The sequence below is a fragment of the Streptomyces sp. SolWspMP-5a-2 genome (assembly GCF_900091845.1).
Taxonomy (GTDB): Bacteria; Actinomycetota; Actinomycetes; order Streptomycetales; family Streptomycetaceae; genus Streptomyces; species Streptomyces doudnae.
The window spans coordinates 14,819-31,350 of the sequence record NZ_FMCI01000089.1 but is presented as its reverse complement, the minus strand read 5'-3'; the positions used below and the strand labels follow the sequence as shown (position 1 = coordinate 31,350).

Annotated in this window: 16 protein-coding genes and 1 pseudogene; 11 read left to right on the top strand and 6 right to left on the bottom strand. The window is 68.7% G+C overall.

The features are described from left to right. Positions 1-15: 15 nt before the first annotated feature. Positions 16-507, bottom strand: coding sequence for a DUF2000 family protein (locus GA0115242_RS08710; RefSeq protein ID WP_370672258.1), 492 nt, complete (start codon positions 505-507; stop codon positions 16-18). On the opposite strand from GA0115242_RS08710, the gene GA0115242_RS08705 reads away from it, so the two are divergent. Further along, positions 506-1,324 (top strand): AraC family transcriptional regulator, encoded by an 819-nt coding sequence (locus GA0115242_RS08705; RefSeq protein ID WP_093826283.1) that lies wholly within the window; start codon positions 506-508, stop codon positions 1,322-1,324. The genes GA0115242_RS08710 and GA0115242_RS08705 overlap by 2 nt on opposite strands. A 227-nt stretch (positions 1,325-1,551) precedes the next feature. Here GA0115242_RS08705 and GA0115242_RS08700 read toward each other — a convergent pair whose 3' ends face one another. Then, the gene (locus GA0115242_RS08700) at positions 1,552-2,061 is read right to left on the bottom strand and encodes a YbjN domain-containing protein (RefSeq protein WP_093826282.1); all 510 of its coding nucleotides are present in this window, start codon (positions 2,059-2,061) and stop codon (positions 1,552-1,554) included. Continuing rightward, the gene (mshA, locus tag GA0115242_RS08695) at positions 2,054-3,391 is read right to left on the bottom strand and encodes a D-inositol-3-phosphate glycosyltransferase (RefSeq protein WP_161353049.1); all 1,338 of its coding nucleotides are present in this window, start codon (positions 3,389-3,391) and stop codon (positions 2,054-2,056) included. The genes GA0115242_RS08700 and mshA overlap by 8 nt, the downstream gene beginning before the upstream one ends. A gap of 398 nt (positions 3,392-3,789) precedes the next feature. On the opposite strand from mshA, the gene GA0115242_RS08690 reads away from it, so the two are divergent. The 3 genes from GA0115242_RS08690 (at position 3,790) to GA0115242_RS08680 (ending at position 7,977) form a co-directional block, all read left to right on the top strand. Continuing rightward, positions 3,790-4,608 (top strand): class I SAM-dependent methyltransferase, encoded by an 819-nt coding sequence (locus tag GA0115242_RS08690; protein WP_176729771.1) that lies wholly within the window; start codon positions 3,790-3,792, stop codon positions 4,606-4,608. 340 nt (positions 4,609-4,948) lie between these two features. Further along, the gene (locus GA0115242_RS08685) at positions 4,949-6,097 is read left to right on the top strand and encodes a C40 family peptidase (RefSeq protein ID WP_093826276.1); all 1,149 of its coding nucleotides are present in this window, start codon (positions 4,949-4,951) and stop codon (positions 6,095-6,097) included. 458 nt (positions 6,098-6,555) lie between these two features. Continuing rightward, positions 6,556-7,977 (top strand): PP2C family protein-serine/threonine phosphatase, encoded by a 1,422-nt coding sequence (locus GA0115242_RS08680; RefSeq protein WP_161353047.1) that lies wholly within the window; start codon positions 6,556-6,558, stop codon positions 7,975-7,977. Between the two features lie 259 nt (positions 7,978-8,236). Here the strand turns inward: GA0115242_RS08680 and GA0115242_RS08675 are convergent, their stop codons facing one another. The 3 genes from GA0115242_RS08675 to GA0115242_RS08665 all read right to left on the bottom strand — a co-directional run bounded on the left by GA0115242_RS08675 (position 8,237) and on the right by GA0115242_RS08665 (position 10,192). Continuing rightward, positions 8,237-8,569 (bottom strand): DUF2516 family protein, encoded by a 333-nt coding sequence (locus GA0115242_RS08675; RefSeq protein WP_161353056.1) that lies wholly within the window; start codon positions 8,567-8,569, stop codon positions 8,237-8,239. 144 nt (positions 8,570-8,713) lie between these two features. After that, positions 8,714-9,388 (bottom strand): hypothetical protein, encoded by a 675-nt coding sequence (locus tag GA0115242_RS08670; RefSeq protein ID WP_093826272.1) that lies wholly within the window; start codon positions 9,386-9,388, stop codon positions 8,714-8,716. Between the two features lie 93 nt (positions 9,389-9,481). Beyond that, the gene (locus GA0115242_RS08665; protein WP_093826270.1) at positions 9,482-10,192 is read right to left on the bottom strand and encodes a helix-turn-helix domain-containing protein; all 711 of its coding nucleotides are present in this window, start codon (positions 10,190-10,192) and stop codon (positions 9,482-9,484) included. 309 nt (positions 10,193-10,501) lie between these two features. On the opposite strand from GA0115242_RS08665, the gene GA0115242_RS08660 reads away from it, so the two are divergent. The 7 genes and pseudogenes from GA0115242_RS08660 (at position 10,502) to GA0115242_RS08635 (ending at position 16,525) form a co-directional block, all read left to right on the top strand. Beyond that, positions 10,502-11,500, top strand: coding sequence for a hypothetical protein (locus GA0115242_RS08660; RefSeq protein WP_093826268.1), 999 nt, complete (start codon positions 10,502-10,504; stop codon positions 11,498-11,500). Next, complete coding sequence (locus GA0115242_RS08655) at positions 11,497-11,679, top strand: hypothetical protein (RefSeq protein WP_093826266.1); 183 nt, start codon at positions 11,497-11,499, stop codon at positions 11,677-11,679. Before GA0115242_RS08660 ends, GA0115242_RS08655 begins: the two co-directional genes overlap by 4 nt. Before the next feature lie 270 nt (positions 11,680-11,949). After that, positions 11,950-13,101, top strand: coding sequence for an HNH endonuclease (locus tag GA0115242_RS08650; protein ID WP_237548932.1), 1,152 nt, complete (start codon positions 11,950-11,952; stop codon positions 13,099-13,101). Then, a complete protein-coding gene (locus tag GA0115242_RS08645) occupies positions 13,098-13,919 on the top strand; it encodes an SMODS domain-containing nucleotidyltransferase (protein WP_093826262.1) in 822 nt (273 codons plus the stop codon). The genes GA0115242_RS08650 and GA0115242_RS08645 overlap by 4 nt, the downstream gene beginning before the upstream one ends. An 18-nt stretch (positions 13,920-13,937) precedes the next feature. Then, the gene (locus tag GA0115242_RS08640; protein ID WP_161353053.1) at positions 13,938-14,432 is read left to right on the top strand and encodes a nucleotide-binding domain-containing protein; all 495 of its coding nucleotides are present in this window, start codon (positions 13,938-13,940) and stop codon (positions 14,430-14,432) included. A gap of 222 nt (positions 14,433-14,654) precedes the next feature. Continuing rightward, positions 14,655-14,957: pseudogene (locus GA0115242_RS41520) on the top strand (IS1380 family transposase); the annotation flags it as partial. A 71-nt stretch (positions 14,958-15,028) separates the two neighbouring features. After that, a complete protein-coding gene (locus GA0115242_RS08635) occupies positions 15,029-16,525 on the top strand; it encodes an RNA-directed DNA polymerase (protein ID WP_093826258.1) in 1,497 nt (498 codons plus the stop codon). The last annotated feature ends 7 nt before the right edge of the window (positions 16,526-16,532 follow it).

The following is a 16,532-nucleotide window of genomic DNA, read 5'->3' as shown; positions in this document are numbered from 1 at the left end:
GCCCCCGCGGTCTGCTCACGGGTGCATCCGTGCCCCCTTCAGCACCTTGTCCACCGCGTTCCTCGGGCCGTACACCGAGAGGCCGACCAGGTCGAGGGCGGAGGTCGGGACCGCGCGGACCGCCGCCCGGTTCGCCTCGTCGTGGCCGGTCGCGAAGAGGTCCGCCGTGAAGACGGCCCTCGGCAGCGCGCGGGACAGCGCCTTCGCGTGGGCCGCCGTCAGGGTCTCCTTCGCGCCCTCGAAGACCAGCACCGGCTGCCGGAACATCGGCAGGTAGCCGACCCCGTCGGCGTCCTCGTACGGCTCGCCGATCACCTCGGGCAGCCGCGACCCCAGGCCGCTGACCAGGAACGCGGTCACGTTCAGCCGCTGCCAGGGCTCCAGGTCGTCGCGCAGCAGGACGGCGAGCTTGGTGTCGAAGCGGGGCACGGCGGGGGCGGTCGGTTCGCTGTTCATGGAATGAGACTGCCGGGCCCGGTCCCGCCCCGTCTTGTACGTTCTTTGCATGGCCGCCCAGCGCCCCCAGCGGGAAGTGTCCGCCTGGCGCCCCCGGGTCTCCGGTGTGGTGGAGGTCTTCCACGCCCGGTTCACCGAGTACGCCTACCCGATGCACGTGCACGACGCGTGGACGCTGCTCATCGTGGACGACGGCGCCGTACGGTACGACCTCGACCGGCACGAGCACGGCACCCCGCACGACACCGTGAGCCTGCTGCCTCCGCACGTCCCGCACAACGGCGCCCCCGCCACCGCCGACGGCTTCCGCAAGCGCGTCGTCTACCTGGACGCCAGTCACCTCCCGGACGACCTGATCGGACCGGCCGTCGACGGGCCCGACCTGCGCGACCCGCTGCTGCGTCGGCGCGTCGGGCAACTGCACACCGCGCTCGCCCGCCCCGGTGAGGAACTGGAGGCCGGGAGCAGGCTGGCGCTCATCGGGGAGCGGCTGCGGGCGCACCTCGCCGCCCGGCCGTCCGCCCGGCCGTCCGCCGATCCGGTGCTCGCCCGCCGACTGCGCGACCTGCTCGACGAGCACGTCGTCGACGGGCTCGCGCTCGACGACGCCGCCGCGCTCCTGCACGCCCATCCCGCCCATCTGGTACGGGCGTTCAGCCGCGCGTACGGCATCGCGCCGCACCAGTACCTGATGTCCCGGCGCGTCGGCCGGGCCAGACGGCTGCTGCTGGAGGGCGGTCTGCCGGGCGAGGTGGCGACGCTGACCGGCTTCTACGACCAGGCCCATCTGACGCGCCACTTCGGCAAGTTGGTGGGAGTCCCGCCGGGACGGTACCGGGCCGGGTGCGGGGTACGTCCGGTCCCGTAGATCGGTCCGGCCTGGCGGTTCGGTGGACCGGTGGACCGGTGGACCGGCCTAGCGGTTCGGTGGACCGGTGGACCGGCCTACCGGTTCGGCGGACCGGTCCCGCCTACCGGTCCGGTAGGACGTTCCTGTGGATCGGTCCGGTAGGTCCGGCGCCGGTCGGGAGGAGCCGGAGCCGGAGCCGGGAGGGGGCGGGCCCTCCGTGCGAGGGGGTTCGGTGCGCGGGGCGGTCAGTCCGCCGGGCGGTGCGTCAGGTGCGTGAACGCGTCGAGGTTGCGCGTCGACTCGCCCCGGGAGACCCGCCAGGCGTACTCCTTGCGGATCGCGGCGGCGAAACCCAGCTCCAGCAGGGTGTTGAAGGCGCCGTCGGCCGCCTCCAGGATCTGGCCGAGGAGCCGGTCCGTTTCCCGCGGGGTGATCGCGGGCAGCGGCAGCCGGCCGGTGACATAGACGTCGCCGAGCCGGTCGACCGCGTAACTCACGCCGTACAGCTTGAGGTTGCGCTCCAGGAGCCAGCGGTGGACGCCCGCCTCGTTCTCGTCCGGGTGGCGGATGACGAAGGCGTTGAGGGAGAGCGAGTGGCGGCCGACCCGGAGCGAGACGGTCGTCGACAGCTTGCGGGTGCCCGGGAGTTGGACCACGTAGGTGCCCGGCTCCGGGCTCTCCCACGCCAGCTCGGCGTCCTTCAGGACGTCCTCGACGACCCGGGCGGCCTCCTTCTGCGCGTCAGCATCAGCCATGGTGGGAGCGTACGCGACGGCGGTGCGCCTGGGTCGCGGCCGTGTAGACGTCGGCCGTCGCGGCGGCCGAGGCGTTCCAGCCGAAGGCGCGGGCGTGCCGGGCCGCGTTCGCGCCCAGCTCCGCCGTCAGGTGCGGCCGGTCGGCGAATTCGCGCAGCACGCGCGCGTACCCGGCCGGATCGTGCCCGCGCACCAGGAACCCGGTCTCGCCGTCGCGCACCGCCACCGGCAGACCGCCGACGGACGCGGCCAGCACCGGCGTGCCGGTCGCCTGCGCCTCGATGGCGACCAGCCCGAACGACTCGCTGTAGGACGGCATGACCAGCACGGACGCGGCCCTGAACCAGTCGGCGAGCTGGTCCTGCCCGACCGGCGGGCGGAACCGCACGACGTCGGCGACCCCGAGCCTGGCCGCCAGCTTCTGCAACCCCTCCGGCTTGGCGAGGCCGCTGCCGCTGGGGCCGCCGACCACCGGCACGACGATCCGGGAGCGCAGCTCGGGCCGCTCGTCCAGCAGCACCGCCACCGCCCTGAGCAGCACGTCGGGTGCCTTCAGCGGCTGGATGCGGCCCGCGAAGAGCGGGATCAGGGCGTCCTGCGGGAGCCCGAGGCGGGCGCGGGCCGCGGCCCGGCCGTCGGCGGGCCTGAACCGGTCCAGGTTGACGCCCGGATGGACGACGGCGACCCGGTCGGGGTCGGCGTCGTAGTGCCGCACCAGCTCGCCCGCCTCCTCGGCGGTGTTGGCTATCAGGCGGTCGGCGGCGGAGACGACCTGGGTCTCCCCGATCACCCGGGCCGCGGGCTCGGGGCTGTCCCCGGCGGCGAGGCTCGCGTTCTTGACCTTGGCCATGGTGTGCATGGCGTGCACCAGCGGGGCGCCCCAGCGCTGGGCGGCGAGCCAGCCGACGTGGCCGGAGAGCCAGTAGTGCGAGTGGACGAGGTCGTAGTAGCCGGGGCGGTGCCCGGCCCACGCCTGCATCACGCCGTGCGTGAAGGCGCAGAGCTGGGCGGGCAGATCCTCCTTGGCGAGGCCCTCGTAGGGGCCCGCGTCCACGTGCCTGACCAGGACGCCGGGGGCCAGCTCGACCGTCGGCGGGAGGGAGGCCGTCGTCGCCCGGGTGAAGATCTCGACCTCGATGTTGATCTCGGCGAGGCACTGGGCGAGTTCCACGATGTAGACGTTCATGCCGCCGGCGTCGCCGGTGCCCGGCTGGTGGAGCGGTGAGGTGTGCACGGACAGCATCGCGACGCGGCGCGGGCGGCGGTGCAGCCGGAGCCGCGAGGGCGCGCTCGGCGAGCGGCGCCCGAACCTGCCGGCGTACTGGCTCACGTGGCGTTCCTCCTCGCTGCGGGCATGCCGGACGGAGGACCCGGTGCGCCCTCCGAGGCGGTTCAACAGCCACGCGGGCGATTCCCATTCCCGACGGCCTCGCGCGCGAGTGCTTTTATCGAATCATTACCTTCGATCTGTGAACCGGCGAGGCGGGGAGCTCCTGGGAACAGGCTCGCGGACGGGCGGGCTCGGAGAACAGGCCAGGTGGGAGAGGGGCGCGGGCTCGGAGAACAGGCCCTGTGGGGGGGGTCGCGGGCTCGGAGAAGGGGTCCTGAGAGCGTGCGGGCTCCGGGAACGGGCTTCCGGGGCGGGTCGGCGCACGTATTCAGGGAGCTGTCCGGGTGGCCTGGGCCGGGGGCCCGTCGAGGGGTCCGCCCCGGCTTACCCTCGTACCCATGACAGCCCGCGCAGCCGCCCGCCCCGTGGGAACGGTGACGCGCGGCACCACCAACCCCAACCGGCTGCGCCGCATGGACCGCTGGATCGCCGCCACGCACGGCGCCGAGCTGCGCCGCGCCGACGCCCCGCTCGCCGTCGACCTCGGCTACGGCGCCGCCCCCTGGACCGCCGTCGAGCTGCTCGGCAGGCTCCGCGCGGTCGCCCCGCGCGCGTGCGTGACCGGCGTCGAGATCGAACCGGCGCGGGTCGCGGCGGCACGGCCGTACGAGCGCGACGGGCTGGTCTTCCGGCACGGCGGGTTCGAGCTTCCGGTGCCCAGGCCGCCGTCCCTGGTGCGCGCGGCGAACGTGCTGCGCCAGTACGACGAGGACCAGGTCGCCGCCGTCTGGCAGCGGCTGTGCGGGCGGCTGGCCCCGGCCGATCCGGCGTCCGGCTCCCGGGGCGGGCTGCTGGTCGAGGGGACCTGCGACGAGATCGGGCGGCGGCACGTGTGGGTGGCGCTCGGTCCCGAGGGCCCGCGGACGGTGACCTTCGCGACCCGGCTCGGCTCCCTGGAGCGCCCCTCCGACCTCGCCGAACGCCTCCCGAAGGCGCTGATCCACCGCAACGTGCCCGGCGAACCCGTGCACGCCTTCCTCCGTGACTTCGACCGCGCCTGGGCCGCCGCCGCGCCCTACGCCTCCTACGGCGCGCGGCAGCGCTGGATGCGCGCGGTGCGGGCGCTCACCGCGGACTGGCCGGTCACGGACGGTCCCGGCCGCTGGCGGCAGGGCGAAGTGACCGTGGCCTGGGGGGCGTTGGCCCCGCGCGGATGAACGGGACCCGGGGCGGGTAGAGAACGCCCCGACCTCGCCCGTCGCGCCGGGAACGATCGCCGCGGGCCGTTCGTCACAGAGACGGGGACATCGTCACGCCCCGTGCACGGCGGCCGCCCGCCGGGCGCGGGGAGGGGAAGCGGGGCACCGCCGACCGGGAGCCCCGACGGGAGCGGAAGGGAAGGCGGGCGAAGGGGGAAGCGGACGGGGACGGGGACCCGGACGGGGACGGGAAGGGGGAAGTCGGACTTCCACCTGCCTCTGTCGTTCTGGGCACGGCCGTGGCACGATCCCCCAGGCACCGTAAGTTACTGACGGTAAATCAGGTGGGGGGATGCGTATGGGTACCGGCAGACGCGGTCTGATCGCCATGGCCGTGACCGTCGTGTGCGGGGTCACCGTGCTGGCGGCGCCCGCCACGGCGTTCGCGGCCCCCGCCCCGCTCCCGTCGAAGGCGCCGACGTCCGCGGCGAAGGCGTCGCCCACCCCCGCGTCGCCCACCCCCTCCGCACCCTCGTCGTCCGCCTCGCCCGGCACGTCGGCGCCCGCACCCAACAAGGACCTCGAAGCCGTCCGCGAGAAGCTGGAGCGGCTGTACCGCGAGGCGAGCGTCGCCACCGACTCCTACAACGCCGCCGAGGAGAAGGCCGAGCGGCAGTCCGCGGCCATCGTCGAGCTGGCGAAGAAGATCGTCGCGGGCCAGGAGAAGCTCGCCGACCTGAAGAAGCGCGCGGGCGCGGCCGCCGCCTCCCAGTACCGCACCGGCGGCCTCCCGGACGAGGCCCAGTTGCTGCTCAGCGACGACCCGCACGACTTCCTCGACGGCGCGGGCCGGGTGCTCCAGGGGCAGCGCGCGACCAAGGGGCTCATCGGGGAGGTCGCCAGGACCCAGCAGGACCTGGAGCAGTACGCCGCGGACGCCTCCGCCCAGTGGAAGAACCTGGAGGCCAACCGCAAGGCGAAGGACGCGGCCCGCACGAAGATAAAGAAGCGGATCGCGGAGGCCGAGAAGCTGGAGTCCCGCCTCGAGAAGGCGGAGAAGAAGCGCCTCGCCGAGCTGGAGGCGGAGGCCGCCCGCCGCGCCCAGACGGCCTGGCTGGACTCCGGGGCGCTGGACGACGCCGGCGGCAAGGCGACGACGGCCGGGGCGAAGGCGGTCGCGTACGCCACCGCCCAGATCGGCAAGCCGTACGTGTGGGGCGCCGAGGGCCCGGACAGCTACGACTGCTCGGGGCTGACGTCCCAGGCGTGGGCGAGCGCGGGCGACCCCATCCCGCGGACCTCCCAGGAGCAGTGGAAGCAGTTGCCGCACGTCGCCGTGAAGGACATGCGGCCCGGCGACCTGGTCATCTACTTCGACGACGCCACCCACGTCGGGATGTACGTGGGCGACGGCGCGATCGTGCACGCCCCGCGACCGGGCCGGACGGTGACGATCGCGGGCGCGGGCTCGATGCCGATCCTCGGGGTGGTCCGCCCGGACGCGTGAGGCGGCGCACCTCCGCGCAGCCGCGTCGACGGGCCCGCGGCCACGTCGGAGCGCGGGCCGTGCGGCGAGGAGCGGGGGCGCGTGATCCGGGTCGGGGCGCGGGTGCGTCCGGCGGGGAACGGGGGCGCGTGATCCGCGTGTGATTGTGGTCCGTCCGCCGGGGACCGGGATCGCGTGGTCCGGGTCGGGGCGTGGGTGCGTCCGTCTGAGACCGGGGTCACGTGACCCGGCCCACCCGGCCTCGGCCCCCACCGCGCGCCGACGTGACGTTCGTCATTGTCCCAGCTCACCAGCCTGTCCAACTGCGGTGGGGATCAGCGCATATGACGGCGGCTCCGTGCCGGGAGGCGTGGCCCGCGCCATTCCGCTGCGGCGCCGACACCCGCTATGGTCCCGGTCGGTGGGTCGAGGTCCCTCGCCCCGCCATGCCCTCGGGGGGAGGGAAGGAACCCAGGAAGATGCCCGTACCCGTACCGCGGCAGAGAGCGATCCCGGCCGTGGAGAGTGGTCAGGCGCCGGCCGCGCCTTCCGGTGGCGGCCCCTCCATAGACGAGGGTCCGCGCACGCCGGACACCACGACGACCGCGCGACCGCAGGTCACGACACCGGACACCACCGCGTCGTCCACCCCTGCGCCGAACATCCCGAACACCCCGCCCCTCACGCTGCTGCTGATCGAGGACGACCCGGGCGGCACCACCGTCGTGCCCGAACTGCGGGACGCGGCCGACCGCCCCATCCGGGTCCGCAGCGCCCGCAACCTCACCGAGGCCGCGCGGCTGCTCACCGACGACGTCCACTGCATCCTGCTGGACCTCGCGCTGCCCGCCCGCGGCAGGACCGACCCGGACGCCGACAGGACCGACAAGGCGGCCGACGCGCAGGAACCCGGCGACTCCGGCAAGCCCGACGAACTCGGTGTGCTGCGCGACGTCCTCGCACTGGCGCCCCGGCACGCCGTGCTGGCGCTCACCGCGTCCGACGACGCCGAGCGCGGCGCCGAGGCGGTCCGGGTCGGCGCCCAGGACTACCTCTTCCGTGACGAACTGGACGCCCGGCTGCTGAGCCGCGCCATCCGGTACGCCGTCGAGCGCAAGCGGTCCGACACGGCCGAGCGGCGGCTCGCCGAGGGCCGGGTCCGCGCGCAGGAGAACCGCCGCCTGGAGCGCGGCCTGCTGCCGACTCCGCTCCTGGACGGCTCGCCGTTGCGCTTCGCCGCCCGCTACCGCCCCGGCCGCTCCCGCGCGCTGCTCGGGGGCGACTTCTACGACGTCGTGCGGACCCCGGACGGCACGGTGCACGCCATGATCGGCGACGTCTGCGGGCACGGGCCCGACGAGGCGGCGCTCGGTGTGGAGCTGCGGATCGCGTGGCGGGCGCTGACCCTGGCGGGCCTGTGCGGCGACGAGCTGCTGGGCACGCTCCAGCAGGTCCTGGAGCACGAGCGCTCCGACGACGAGATCTTCGCGACCCTGTGCGCGGTCGACATCGCGCCCGACGGCCGCCGGGCCGGACTCTGCCTGGCCGGGCACCCGTCGCCGCTGATCGCGCGCCCCGGCCGCCCGGCGCGACTGCTCCCGTTCGACAACAACGGCCCCGCCCTCGGCCTGCTGCCGGGCGCCCGCTGGCCGCGCACGCAGGTGGAGCTGGGCGCCGAGTGGAGCCTGATGCTCTACACGGACGGTCTGATCGAGGGCCGCACCGGCGCGGGCCTCGAACGGCTCGGCCAGGACGGCATGGTGGAGATGGTCCGCCGTCAGCTCGCCGAGGGACTGACCGGCGAGGCGCTGCTGCGGGCCGCGGTCAACGAGGTGCGCGACCTCAACGGCGGCGAACTGACCGACGACGTGGCGGTCCTGCTGCTCGACCGGACGCCGTGACGCGACGAGCCTCCGGCCCGGGAAGGAACCGGAGGCTCACGGCGAGAAGCGGGGGGCGGGGAGCGAGGGGCGAGGGCGAGGCAGGCGAAGGGTGGCACGGGGTCGGCCCGTGCGGTCGGCGGTGCGGGTCAGCCCAGCCCGTGCCGGATCAGCCCTTGCTGGATCAGCGGCAGTGACAGGTCAGCGGCGGTGACAGGTCAGCGACCTGGCCGGGTCCGGCCGTGCGGGTCACCGGCGGTGCCGGGTCCGGCCGTGCGGGTCAGCGGCCGCCGTTGTAGGGCCCGTAGGGGCCGTCGCTGCTGGAGCCGCGTCGGCTGCGCCCGCCTCCGGAGAGGCCGCGCAGGGCGGGACGGACGTCGACCATGTACACGATCGTCGCGATGAGCCCGATGATCGGCAGGAACGACAGGACGTTGAAGATCAGGTTCACCACGAAGGCGATCCCGAGAACGATCAGCCAGAACGTCTTGCTCTGCTTGTCGGCCGCGCGGTAGGCGTCGTCGCGGCGCGTGACCGCGTCGAACAACGCGAAGCCGCTGAAAACGATCAGGCCCATGCTCAACAGCCACATGAAGCCCGCGAACCCCTGCATCAGCACTCTGTCCACCACCCGACTCGGCTCGTCCGTACGCGGTCACCGTACCCGCTCACGGGGAGCCGCTACCCGGTGAACGGGCCGGGCACTCCAGGAGTGCCCGGCCCGGACCACTTCTCCGCGCTCCGCCTGCGGGGCGCCCTACTTGGCGGGCGGGGTGGTCTTCTTCGCGGCGGGCTTGCGGACGGGCGCCTTCTTGGCCGCGGGCTTCTTCGGGGCGGCGGGGGCGGCGGCGGCCGGCGCGGGGGCGACCGGGGTGTCGCCGCTCACCGTGCCCGGCTTCTCGTCCTTGACCTCGACCGGCTCGCCCTTGGGCTCGACGGCCACGGCGAAGTCCTCGATGCCCTCGGCGGCGTCGCCGCGCCACGTCCGGACGGTCTGCTCGCCGTGCTCGGCGACCTTCTCGTACGTCTCACGGGCCTTGACGGCGTACTCGGCGGCGACGCCGACACCGCGCAGCGCGAGGTCCTGGGCGGACTCGCCGAGCTTCTTCAGATCGGCGTCGATCGTGCTGCCGAGCTTCTTGATGTCGCCGTCGAGGGAGGTGATGAACTCGGAGACCTTCGCCTGGAAGGACTCCTGGGTCTCCTTCACCTTGGCACCGGCGTCCTTGGCGCGGGCCTGGGCCTTCTCCTGGACGGACTTGGGGCCGGTCCCGCGGACGGCCTCGATACGGGCGGGCGCCTCGGCGCGCAGCTGCTCCACCAGGACGGGCACCTTCTTGGCCTGCTGGATGGCCAGGTCGGCGGTGCCGGCGGCGAAGTAGAGCGGCGTCGGGTCGCTGAGGGTCTTGCGGAGGTCGTCGGTGATGGCCATGGTGATGGTCCTCCCGGATCGCGTGTGCAGCTGAGGGTGGTGTGGATGTCCCGCGGCCGGACGGCCGCCGGGCACGACGCGCTGCGGGCGCGTTCAGCCGGCGGGCTGCTGCGGGTCGGCGTCGTTGCCGTCGTCGGTGCCTGAGTTCTCGGCGGCGCCTGCGTCCTTGCCGACGCCTGTGTTCTTGCTGACGCCCGTGTCTTTGCTGACGCCTGTGTTCTTGCTGATGCCCGTGTTCTTCGTGGTGCGGGCGGTCCTGCCGCTGCGGGCGGTGCCGGGGCCGGGGTGGCCGCCGTCCGCGCGGGGCTCGCGCACCGGACGCGGACCGTCGGCACCGGGACCTTCGACCCCGGTCGCCGGGTCGGGAGCGCCGTCGCGGGCGTCCCGGCCGGCGGCCGGACCGGTGGTGGCGGCGTCCGCGTCGGGTCTGCGGGTGGCGGGGCCGTCCTCGGTCCCGAACCCGTTCTCCTTGCGGAAGGACTCGTAGATCTGGAGCAGGACCTGCTTCTGCTGGTCGTTCAGTGTGGGATCGGCGAGGACCACCGCACGGGTCTCCACCTCGTCCCGGTCCCGCTCCGCGTCGAGGATGCCCGCGCGCACGTAGAGGGTCTCGGCGGAGATCCGCAGGGCCTTGGCGACCTGCTGCAACACCTCCGCGCTCGGCTTGCGCAGCCCGCGCTCGATCTGGCTCAGGTACGGATTCGACACCCCGGCGGCGTCGGCGAGCTGCCGCAGCGACAGCTGCGCGGTGCGCCGCTGCTCGCGGAGGTAGTCGCCGAGATTGCCGACGTTGAGCGAAGCCATGCCTCCACCATGCCCCACCCTCGCTAACTTTTGCAAGCGCCTGCTTGCAAAAGTACTCCGGCCGGGGGACGGGGGCTGTTGTGACTTCACGCGATAGATGTCACATTCCAGCGATTCCTGTCACAGCGGTCCCGCACATGACACGTGGCAGCGAGCCGCGACATTCGGCTAGAAGCAGGTCACGAGGTCGCTCGCGCACGATCTCCATTCGATGTGACGGAGGCCACAGGAGGAGTTCTGAGATTCTTTGCCGGAAGTGGGCCGTGCCGGGACCGAGGGGCAAAGGTGTCCACAATCTAAGGAGTTCTCATGACCGCCGAGGACGCCCCGTCCCACTTCCCACCCCTCGACGCAGCCACGCGACCGTGCACCCGCCCGGAGGTCGATTTCGACCTAGTGAGGCGGACAACTCAGTTCCTGGGAACTGCGCAGGCCCCGGCAGACCCGCTGTCCGAGGTCTATGTGGAGTCCGTCATCCCCGTGCACTGGGATGTCGACGGCGGTCTCGTCGCCGTGTATTCGGACGGAACCGTCGCAACCCGTCCGACGGGCAAGGTTCCACCCCGCCATATCCTGGAAGTCGGCGCCCGCGAGCTGCTTGCCCACTCCTCCGAGTACGAGCACGTCCCCACACCCCAGCCGAACGCTGAGACGATCGCCAGGAGCTTCCTGGAGATGGGACGTCCGGTGCCGGACGTTGTCCAGGCGCTCAATGCCCGCCAGGCAGCCCTGCTGGACGACATCCCCCAGATCGACGCCTTCACCTCCGACGTGCTGGGCCTGTGGAGTGGGTGGCGCGAGTCGGTGTCGACCGCGCTGCTGGGCGACTGGGCATCACCGCTGCTGAGCAGCGGCAGCCTCGCACCCACGGCACTCGACTGCCTCAGGACCGAAGCACGCATCCTCCACCGCCAGCTGACTCCCATGTCGCGGCGTCGGGTCGCGGGGGAGCGTCTCTGGAGTCTGGATTTCCGCATCATCGACGACCTGACTACGTACGACCTCATCTCAGACGGCCCGGACCCGTACGAGGTACTGACCGGCACCCTGCCCGACGACCCGCGCGTCACCTCTGTCCTCGCACAGCTCCGTCCCATCGAGCATGCCGTCGCGATGACTTGGGCCAGTACGCGGGTCACCAGCTGGGCCGAGGCCGCTGCCGACGTCATCGCCCTCGATCCGGCGCAGTTCGCTACTTGTGATCCCCGCGCCCTCGGGGAGCGGGTCCGCACCAAGCTCATTCGTCTCGGCAAACGGCACACCGAGCGTGCCGCTGCGGCAGCCGCATGGAAGGGACGGCCCGCATGAACCTGACCGCCCTGCTCCTAATCCTGCTGCTGGTTGTGGTCACGCTGCTCGTCGGCGCCGGCGTTGCGGCCGCGCTCCACCGCCACCCAACCTGGGGCGTCCCAGCCACTGGGGCTCTCGCCGCCATGATGCTCATGGCCACCGCAACCGGATTGCTCATCGCCGTCACCCGCAACTGAACGCATTTCGCTGGCACGTTCATGCGTGCCCGCGAGACCCTCGACAGCCTCCGCATCATGCCAACCCAGGTCATGGCCCGCGACGTAGCGGAGAGGACCGAGCGCAACGCCTTCCAGTTCGAGGCTCGTAGCTATCCATGTGGGGGCGGCAGTCCAAGGAGGTTGTCGGTGAGGCTGGAGTGAGGACGCGCGTGACCCCAACTGTCAGTGGCACGTGCTTCTCTGTAGGTACTTCCGTCTTCGATGGGACGATGCGCGAGAAGAGGGCACATGGCCATCTCTGACACAGAACGCTTGAAAGCTTGGGTCCGCGCCGGGGGGCGCTGTGAGTTCTGCGGCAACTACCTGCTCGAAGGCAAGCTCACGTACAAGGACTTCACCCTCGGGGAACTAGCCCACATCGTGGGCCGAGACGTAGCACCTGGCTCTCCGCGAGGCATGGACCCGCTCCCAGAAGACAAGCGGGACCTAGCTGACAACCTGATGCTTCTGTGTCGAGGTGAGCACGACGAGATCGACCGCAGGGGGTCACTCGACCTCATGACGGTGGAGCGCTTGCGGGCGATCAAGCGCGAGCGCGAGGCTTGGATCCGGCGCATGACTGGTCTGAGTCCTCAGAATGGAACCGCGGTGATCCGGTTGATCGGACCGGTACGTGGCTACGAGGTTGAGCTGACCAAGCCGACGGCCGCCGAAGCGGTGATCCGCTCAGAGGAGCGGTTCCCGGACTTTCCATTGAGCCTGCACGGTGACGGGTTCGAAATCGACCTCCGTAACGTGATCGGAGAGGAGGAGGGCGAGCCAGCCTACTGGGAGCAATGCAAGCGGCAGATCGATCGAATCCTTGAGCATCGGCTCGCTGAGGCACTGCGCGAGGACGCCGTACACCACGTCAGCGCCTTCGGCTTCGCGCGTCTGCCATTGCTCGTCTACTTCGGCTCTCGCCTCGACGACACCTTTGCCGTGACCATCTATCAACGTCACCGCAGCACAGAGGCATGGAACTGGCCCGACAACCCGGCGCCTGGCATCAGCTTCACCACCACTCCACCGCAGAACCACCCACAGGGCGCCAAGGAGGGGGTCCTGGTCCTCAACGTCTCCGGGTCCATCCAGGCAGACGAACTTCCCGAGCATCTAAAGGAACTACCGCGCTGGGTAATCAACCCTGCTGGCAAGGTGCCCTCAGTCGATGTAATCGACTCCCTCGAAACGCTGAGCGAATTCACAAACTCGCTGCGCTCGATGCTCTCCTCCTTGGAAGCCCAGCACAAGCACATGCAGACCCTGCACGTTCTGGCCGCAGCCCCGGTTTCGGCAGCCGTAGCTTTGGGACGAGTCCATGACGCTCATGTGCACCCGAAGATGGCCATCTACGACCGGACTGACGGACGCTACACAGGCGCGCTGGAGATCTCATGAAACTGCTGGCCTACTTCAGTGCATTCCTTGCAGACACTGTGAACCTCAACCAGACACGTCTCGACCAACTCAACGACCGTGTGAACGCGATTACATCGACCCTGAAGTCCGACAGCCAGATCGGCGACCTCTACAAGACGCACATCCCGCAGGGGTCTTGGGCTCACCGCACCATCATCAAGCCATTCAACAATCACGAGTTTGACGCAGACTTTCTCCTTCACATGGATGAGGTGGAGGACTGGAAGCCCAAAGACTACTTTCGGGAGGTCCGGGCTGCGTTCAAGCGGTCCACCACCTACAAGTCGAAGGTCACCAAGAAGAACCGGTGCTGCCGCATCGTCTACGCGGGCGATTGCCACGTCGATGTGGTGCCCTACATCACTCTGTCGGACGGCCGCGAAGTCATCGTCAACTATGCCGAGAATGAATTCGAGGATACCAACCCTCAAGGATTCACCGACTGGATGAAAGAGAAGGATAGTCTGGCCAACGGACAGCTGCGTCGCGTCATCAGACTGCTGAAGTACATCCGAGATTTCAAGCAGACCTTCAGTGTACCGTCTGTCATTCTCACGACTCTGCTCGGCGAACGCATCCAAGCCTGGCACGAAGCTACGCGCTACAGCGACACTCCCACAGCTCTCAAGACGATTCTAGCCGACCTGAGCGCTTGGCTAGACCTGTACCCGCTTATGCCGCCCCTCACCGACCCGAGTTGCCCCGAGACGACGTTCAATCATCGCTGGAACCAGGGACAATACGAGAACTTCCGTAAGAAGATCAACCTGTATAGCTCATGGGTGACCGAGGCCTAGGACGAGGAAGATAAGGCGCTGAGTCTTGCAGCATGGCAGCGTGTCTTCGGTAACTCGTTCCAACGTCCCAGCTCGGCACAGAAGTCCCTGACAGCATCTGCGAGCATTCAACCAACTCGCGAGACCCGTGCCCCACATGAGCAGTACATCGAAGAGTTTGGTTTCAGCTGGCGAGGAGGATACAAGGTGCGGATCAACGCCCAGGTGCTCCCGAAGAGCGGATTTCGTCACGGTCCCCTGCGTCGCCTCCGACGAGTGAGCGTCCTTCAGAGTCTGCGCTTCACCATCACAACCGACGTACCGGAACCGTACGACCTCTATTGGAAGATCAGGAACCGCGGCCCCGAAGCTGCCGCGCTTGATCAACTCCGAGGCGAGATCATTTTCGATGAGGACCGAAGCAGAATCCGCAAGGAGTCGACTTCTTGGAAAGGCCAACATTATGTGGAGGTCTACATCGTCAAGAACGGTCGGGTCCTGGCCACCGATCACCACGACGTCGTCATCAGCTGAGCTAAGAATCGGGATGGGCAACTCGGCCAGTTCCGGCTATCCACTTGCCCACCGACTAGCGAACTCTGGAAGATCACCCTGGCCAGACGCCCGCAGCGCCGCTCTTTCCGACTGCGGCGGTTCTGCGCTGCGGCTGGGGCCGGGGACACCCCTTGCCGTCCTGCGTGGCCTCGTTGATGTCGCTGATGGGCTTGGCGCCGACGTGGGAGTCTCGAATCGTGCGAGGCCCTGCAGGCCATCCGATCGCCTCGGGCCGAAGTCTGTCCTCGCGCCTGGTCGTTGGCCGGCAAAAACGCCCCTGACGCCGAAGGCCACGTCGTAGTCGATCTCAACGGCGTCTCCATGACAGCTCACTCCGACAAGGAGGAAGCGGCCGCGACCTGGGATAACACCTACGCGCATCACTCGCTGATGGCCTTCCTCAACCATGGACCGAGCTGTACCCCTCGCCGCCCTCCTCATGCCCGAAACCCGGGCTTCAACACGACAGCCGACCACATCGCTACCGCCCAACTCGCCCTGGCCTAACTGCCGAAGCGCCAGCGAGGTCGGCCGAAGCAAGCAACTGCGCTCATCCCGCGAGCGCACGTAGGCTGATGACTGTGAGAGGAAACGAGACCCGCAGTCGCTTCGTGAACCGAGCCGCTGGCAGGCTATGGAGTGGCCAAGGGCGCCTTGATCTTCCCGACGTAATTAACTTTCGAGACCTGCAGCCCTTTTGGAGCGAATATCGTTCCGAAATTCTCAATTTCCTCGATCAACACGACTACACGCCAGCTTCCATAAGCCTAGTTGAGCATCCGAAGAATTACTTGGCAACTCGACCATTGGCCCGACTTTCAGTCCAGGATCGACTCATTTACGAGGCCCTGGCATTTGAAGCTTCCGAGTTTATCGATCCCCTGCTCTCAAAAGCAGTCTATAACCATCGTTCCAAAAAACTAGCGGTCCATTCCTCCTGGGACTGGAAAGCTATGCGAACTGAGGCTCGGCGAGTTCTTTCTCACAACAAAGAGCTCGTAATGGCACAGACCGACATAGCGTCTTTCTATGAACACATAGATATCGGGGCGCTGCTCATGGATCTGACATCAGCCGGGGTCCCCAGCTCCGTTGCAACGAAAATACACAGCTTCTTGGAAGGATTTGAGAGCCAATGTCACACTTGGGGACTCCCCCAGGGATCCGCCGCATCGGGGATACTTGCGAATGCCTATCTACTCCCGATTGACAGCTTTATTCAGCAGTTCAACATAGATTTCCTTCGGTACTCTGACGATATCTACCTCTTTGATGTCAATGAGGAGCGCCTACGCTCGATACTGCAGCACGTAAATCGAGCGCTAAGAGCGCGCAGACTGAACATGTCAGCCACTAAGACGCGAATCTATGCGCGGAGCGAGGCTGAATCAAATCTCGACGACAGCCGCAGCGACGGAATTCTGTACGACCTTACCCTACGCAAGCCAGATGCGATAAAGCAGTTGCGTCTATTTTTCAGAGATGCTATTGCCGAAAGCCCGGCAAATGAGCGTAACGTCAAGCTATCACTCCCCTACCTAGGAAAAAGAAGTGATGATTTCGCTTTCACCTGGGCCGTGGGCAACCTGAAGGAATGGCATCACATTTCGCCGCGCATCCTCCGCTACATGGAAAGCGTGAAAGGCAAAGAAGATGAGCTTAAGCAACTCCTAGAGAGCCTACTGGAGAGCGTTCCGACCGTTGACTACCCATTGCTAGAGCGCAACATATTTGAGACCTCGATGCGTTGCGGAATCCGCTCTCCAGTGTTGCTTTCGTGGGCGTGGAGAATAGTTAGAGATAGAAACCGAACTAGCTACCCGCGCGAGTTCGCCGCACGATATATAGGCCTTCTGGGCGCCTCCAACGACGGACAGCTTCTGAAAATGGAGTACGAGGGCGAGTACGATATTGACGTAAGAAGAGCCCTTCTTGTGGCCATGTATGAGGCCGACTACATGCCTAGAGGGCTCCTGAAAAGGCTGAGCAGTCATCCAACCATGCTGAAATGGACTGCTCGATACCTATCGCGCCTGCAGCACCCGTCAACGATTCCACTCCCTAAGTTCTAGATTGGAC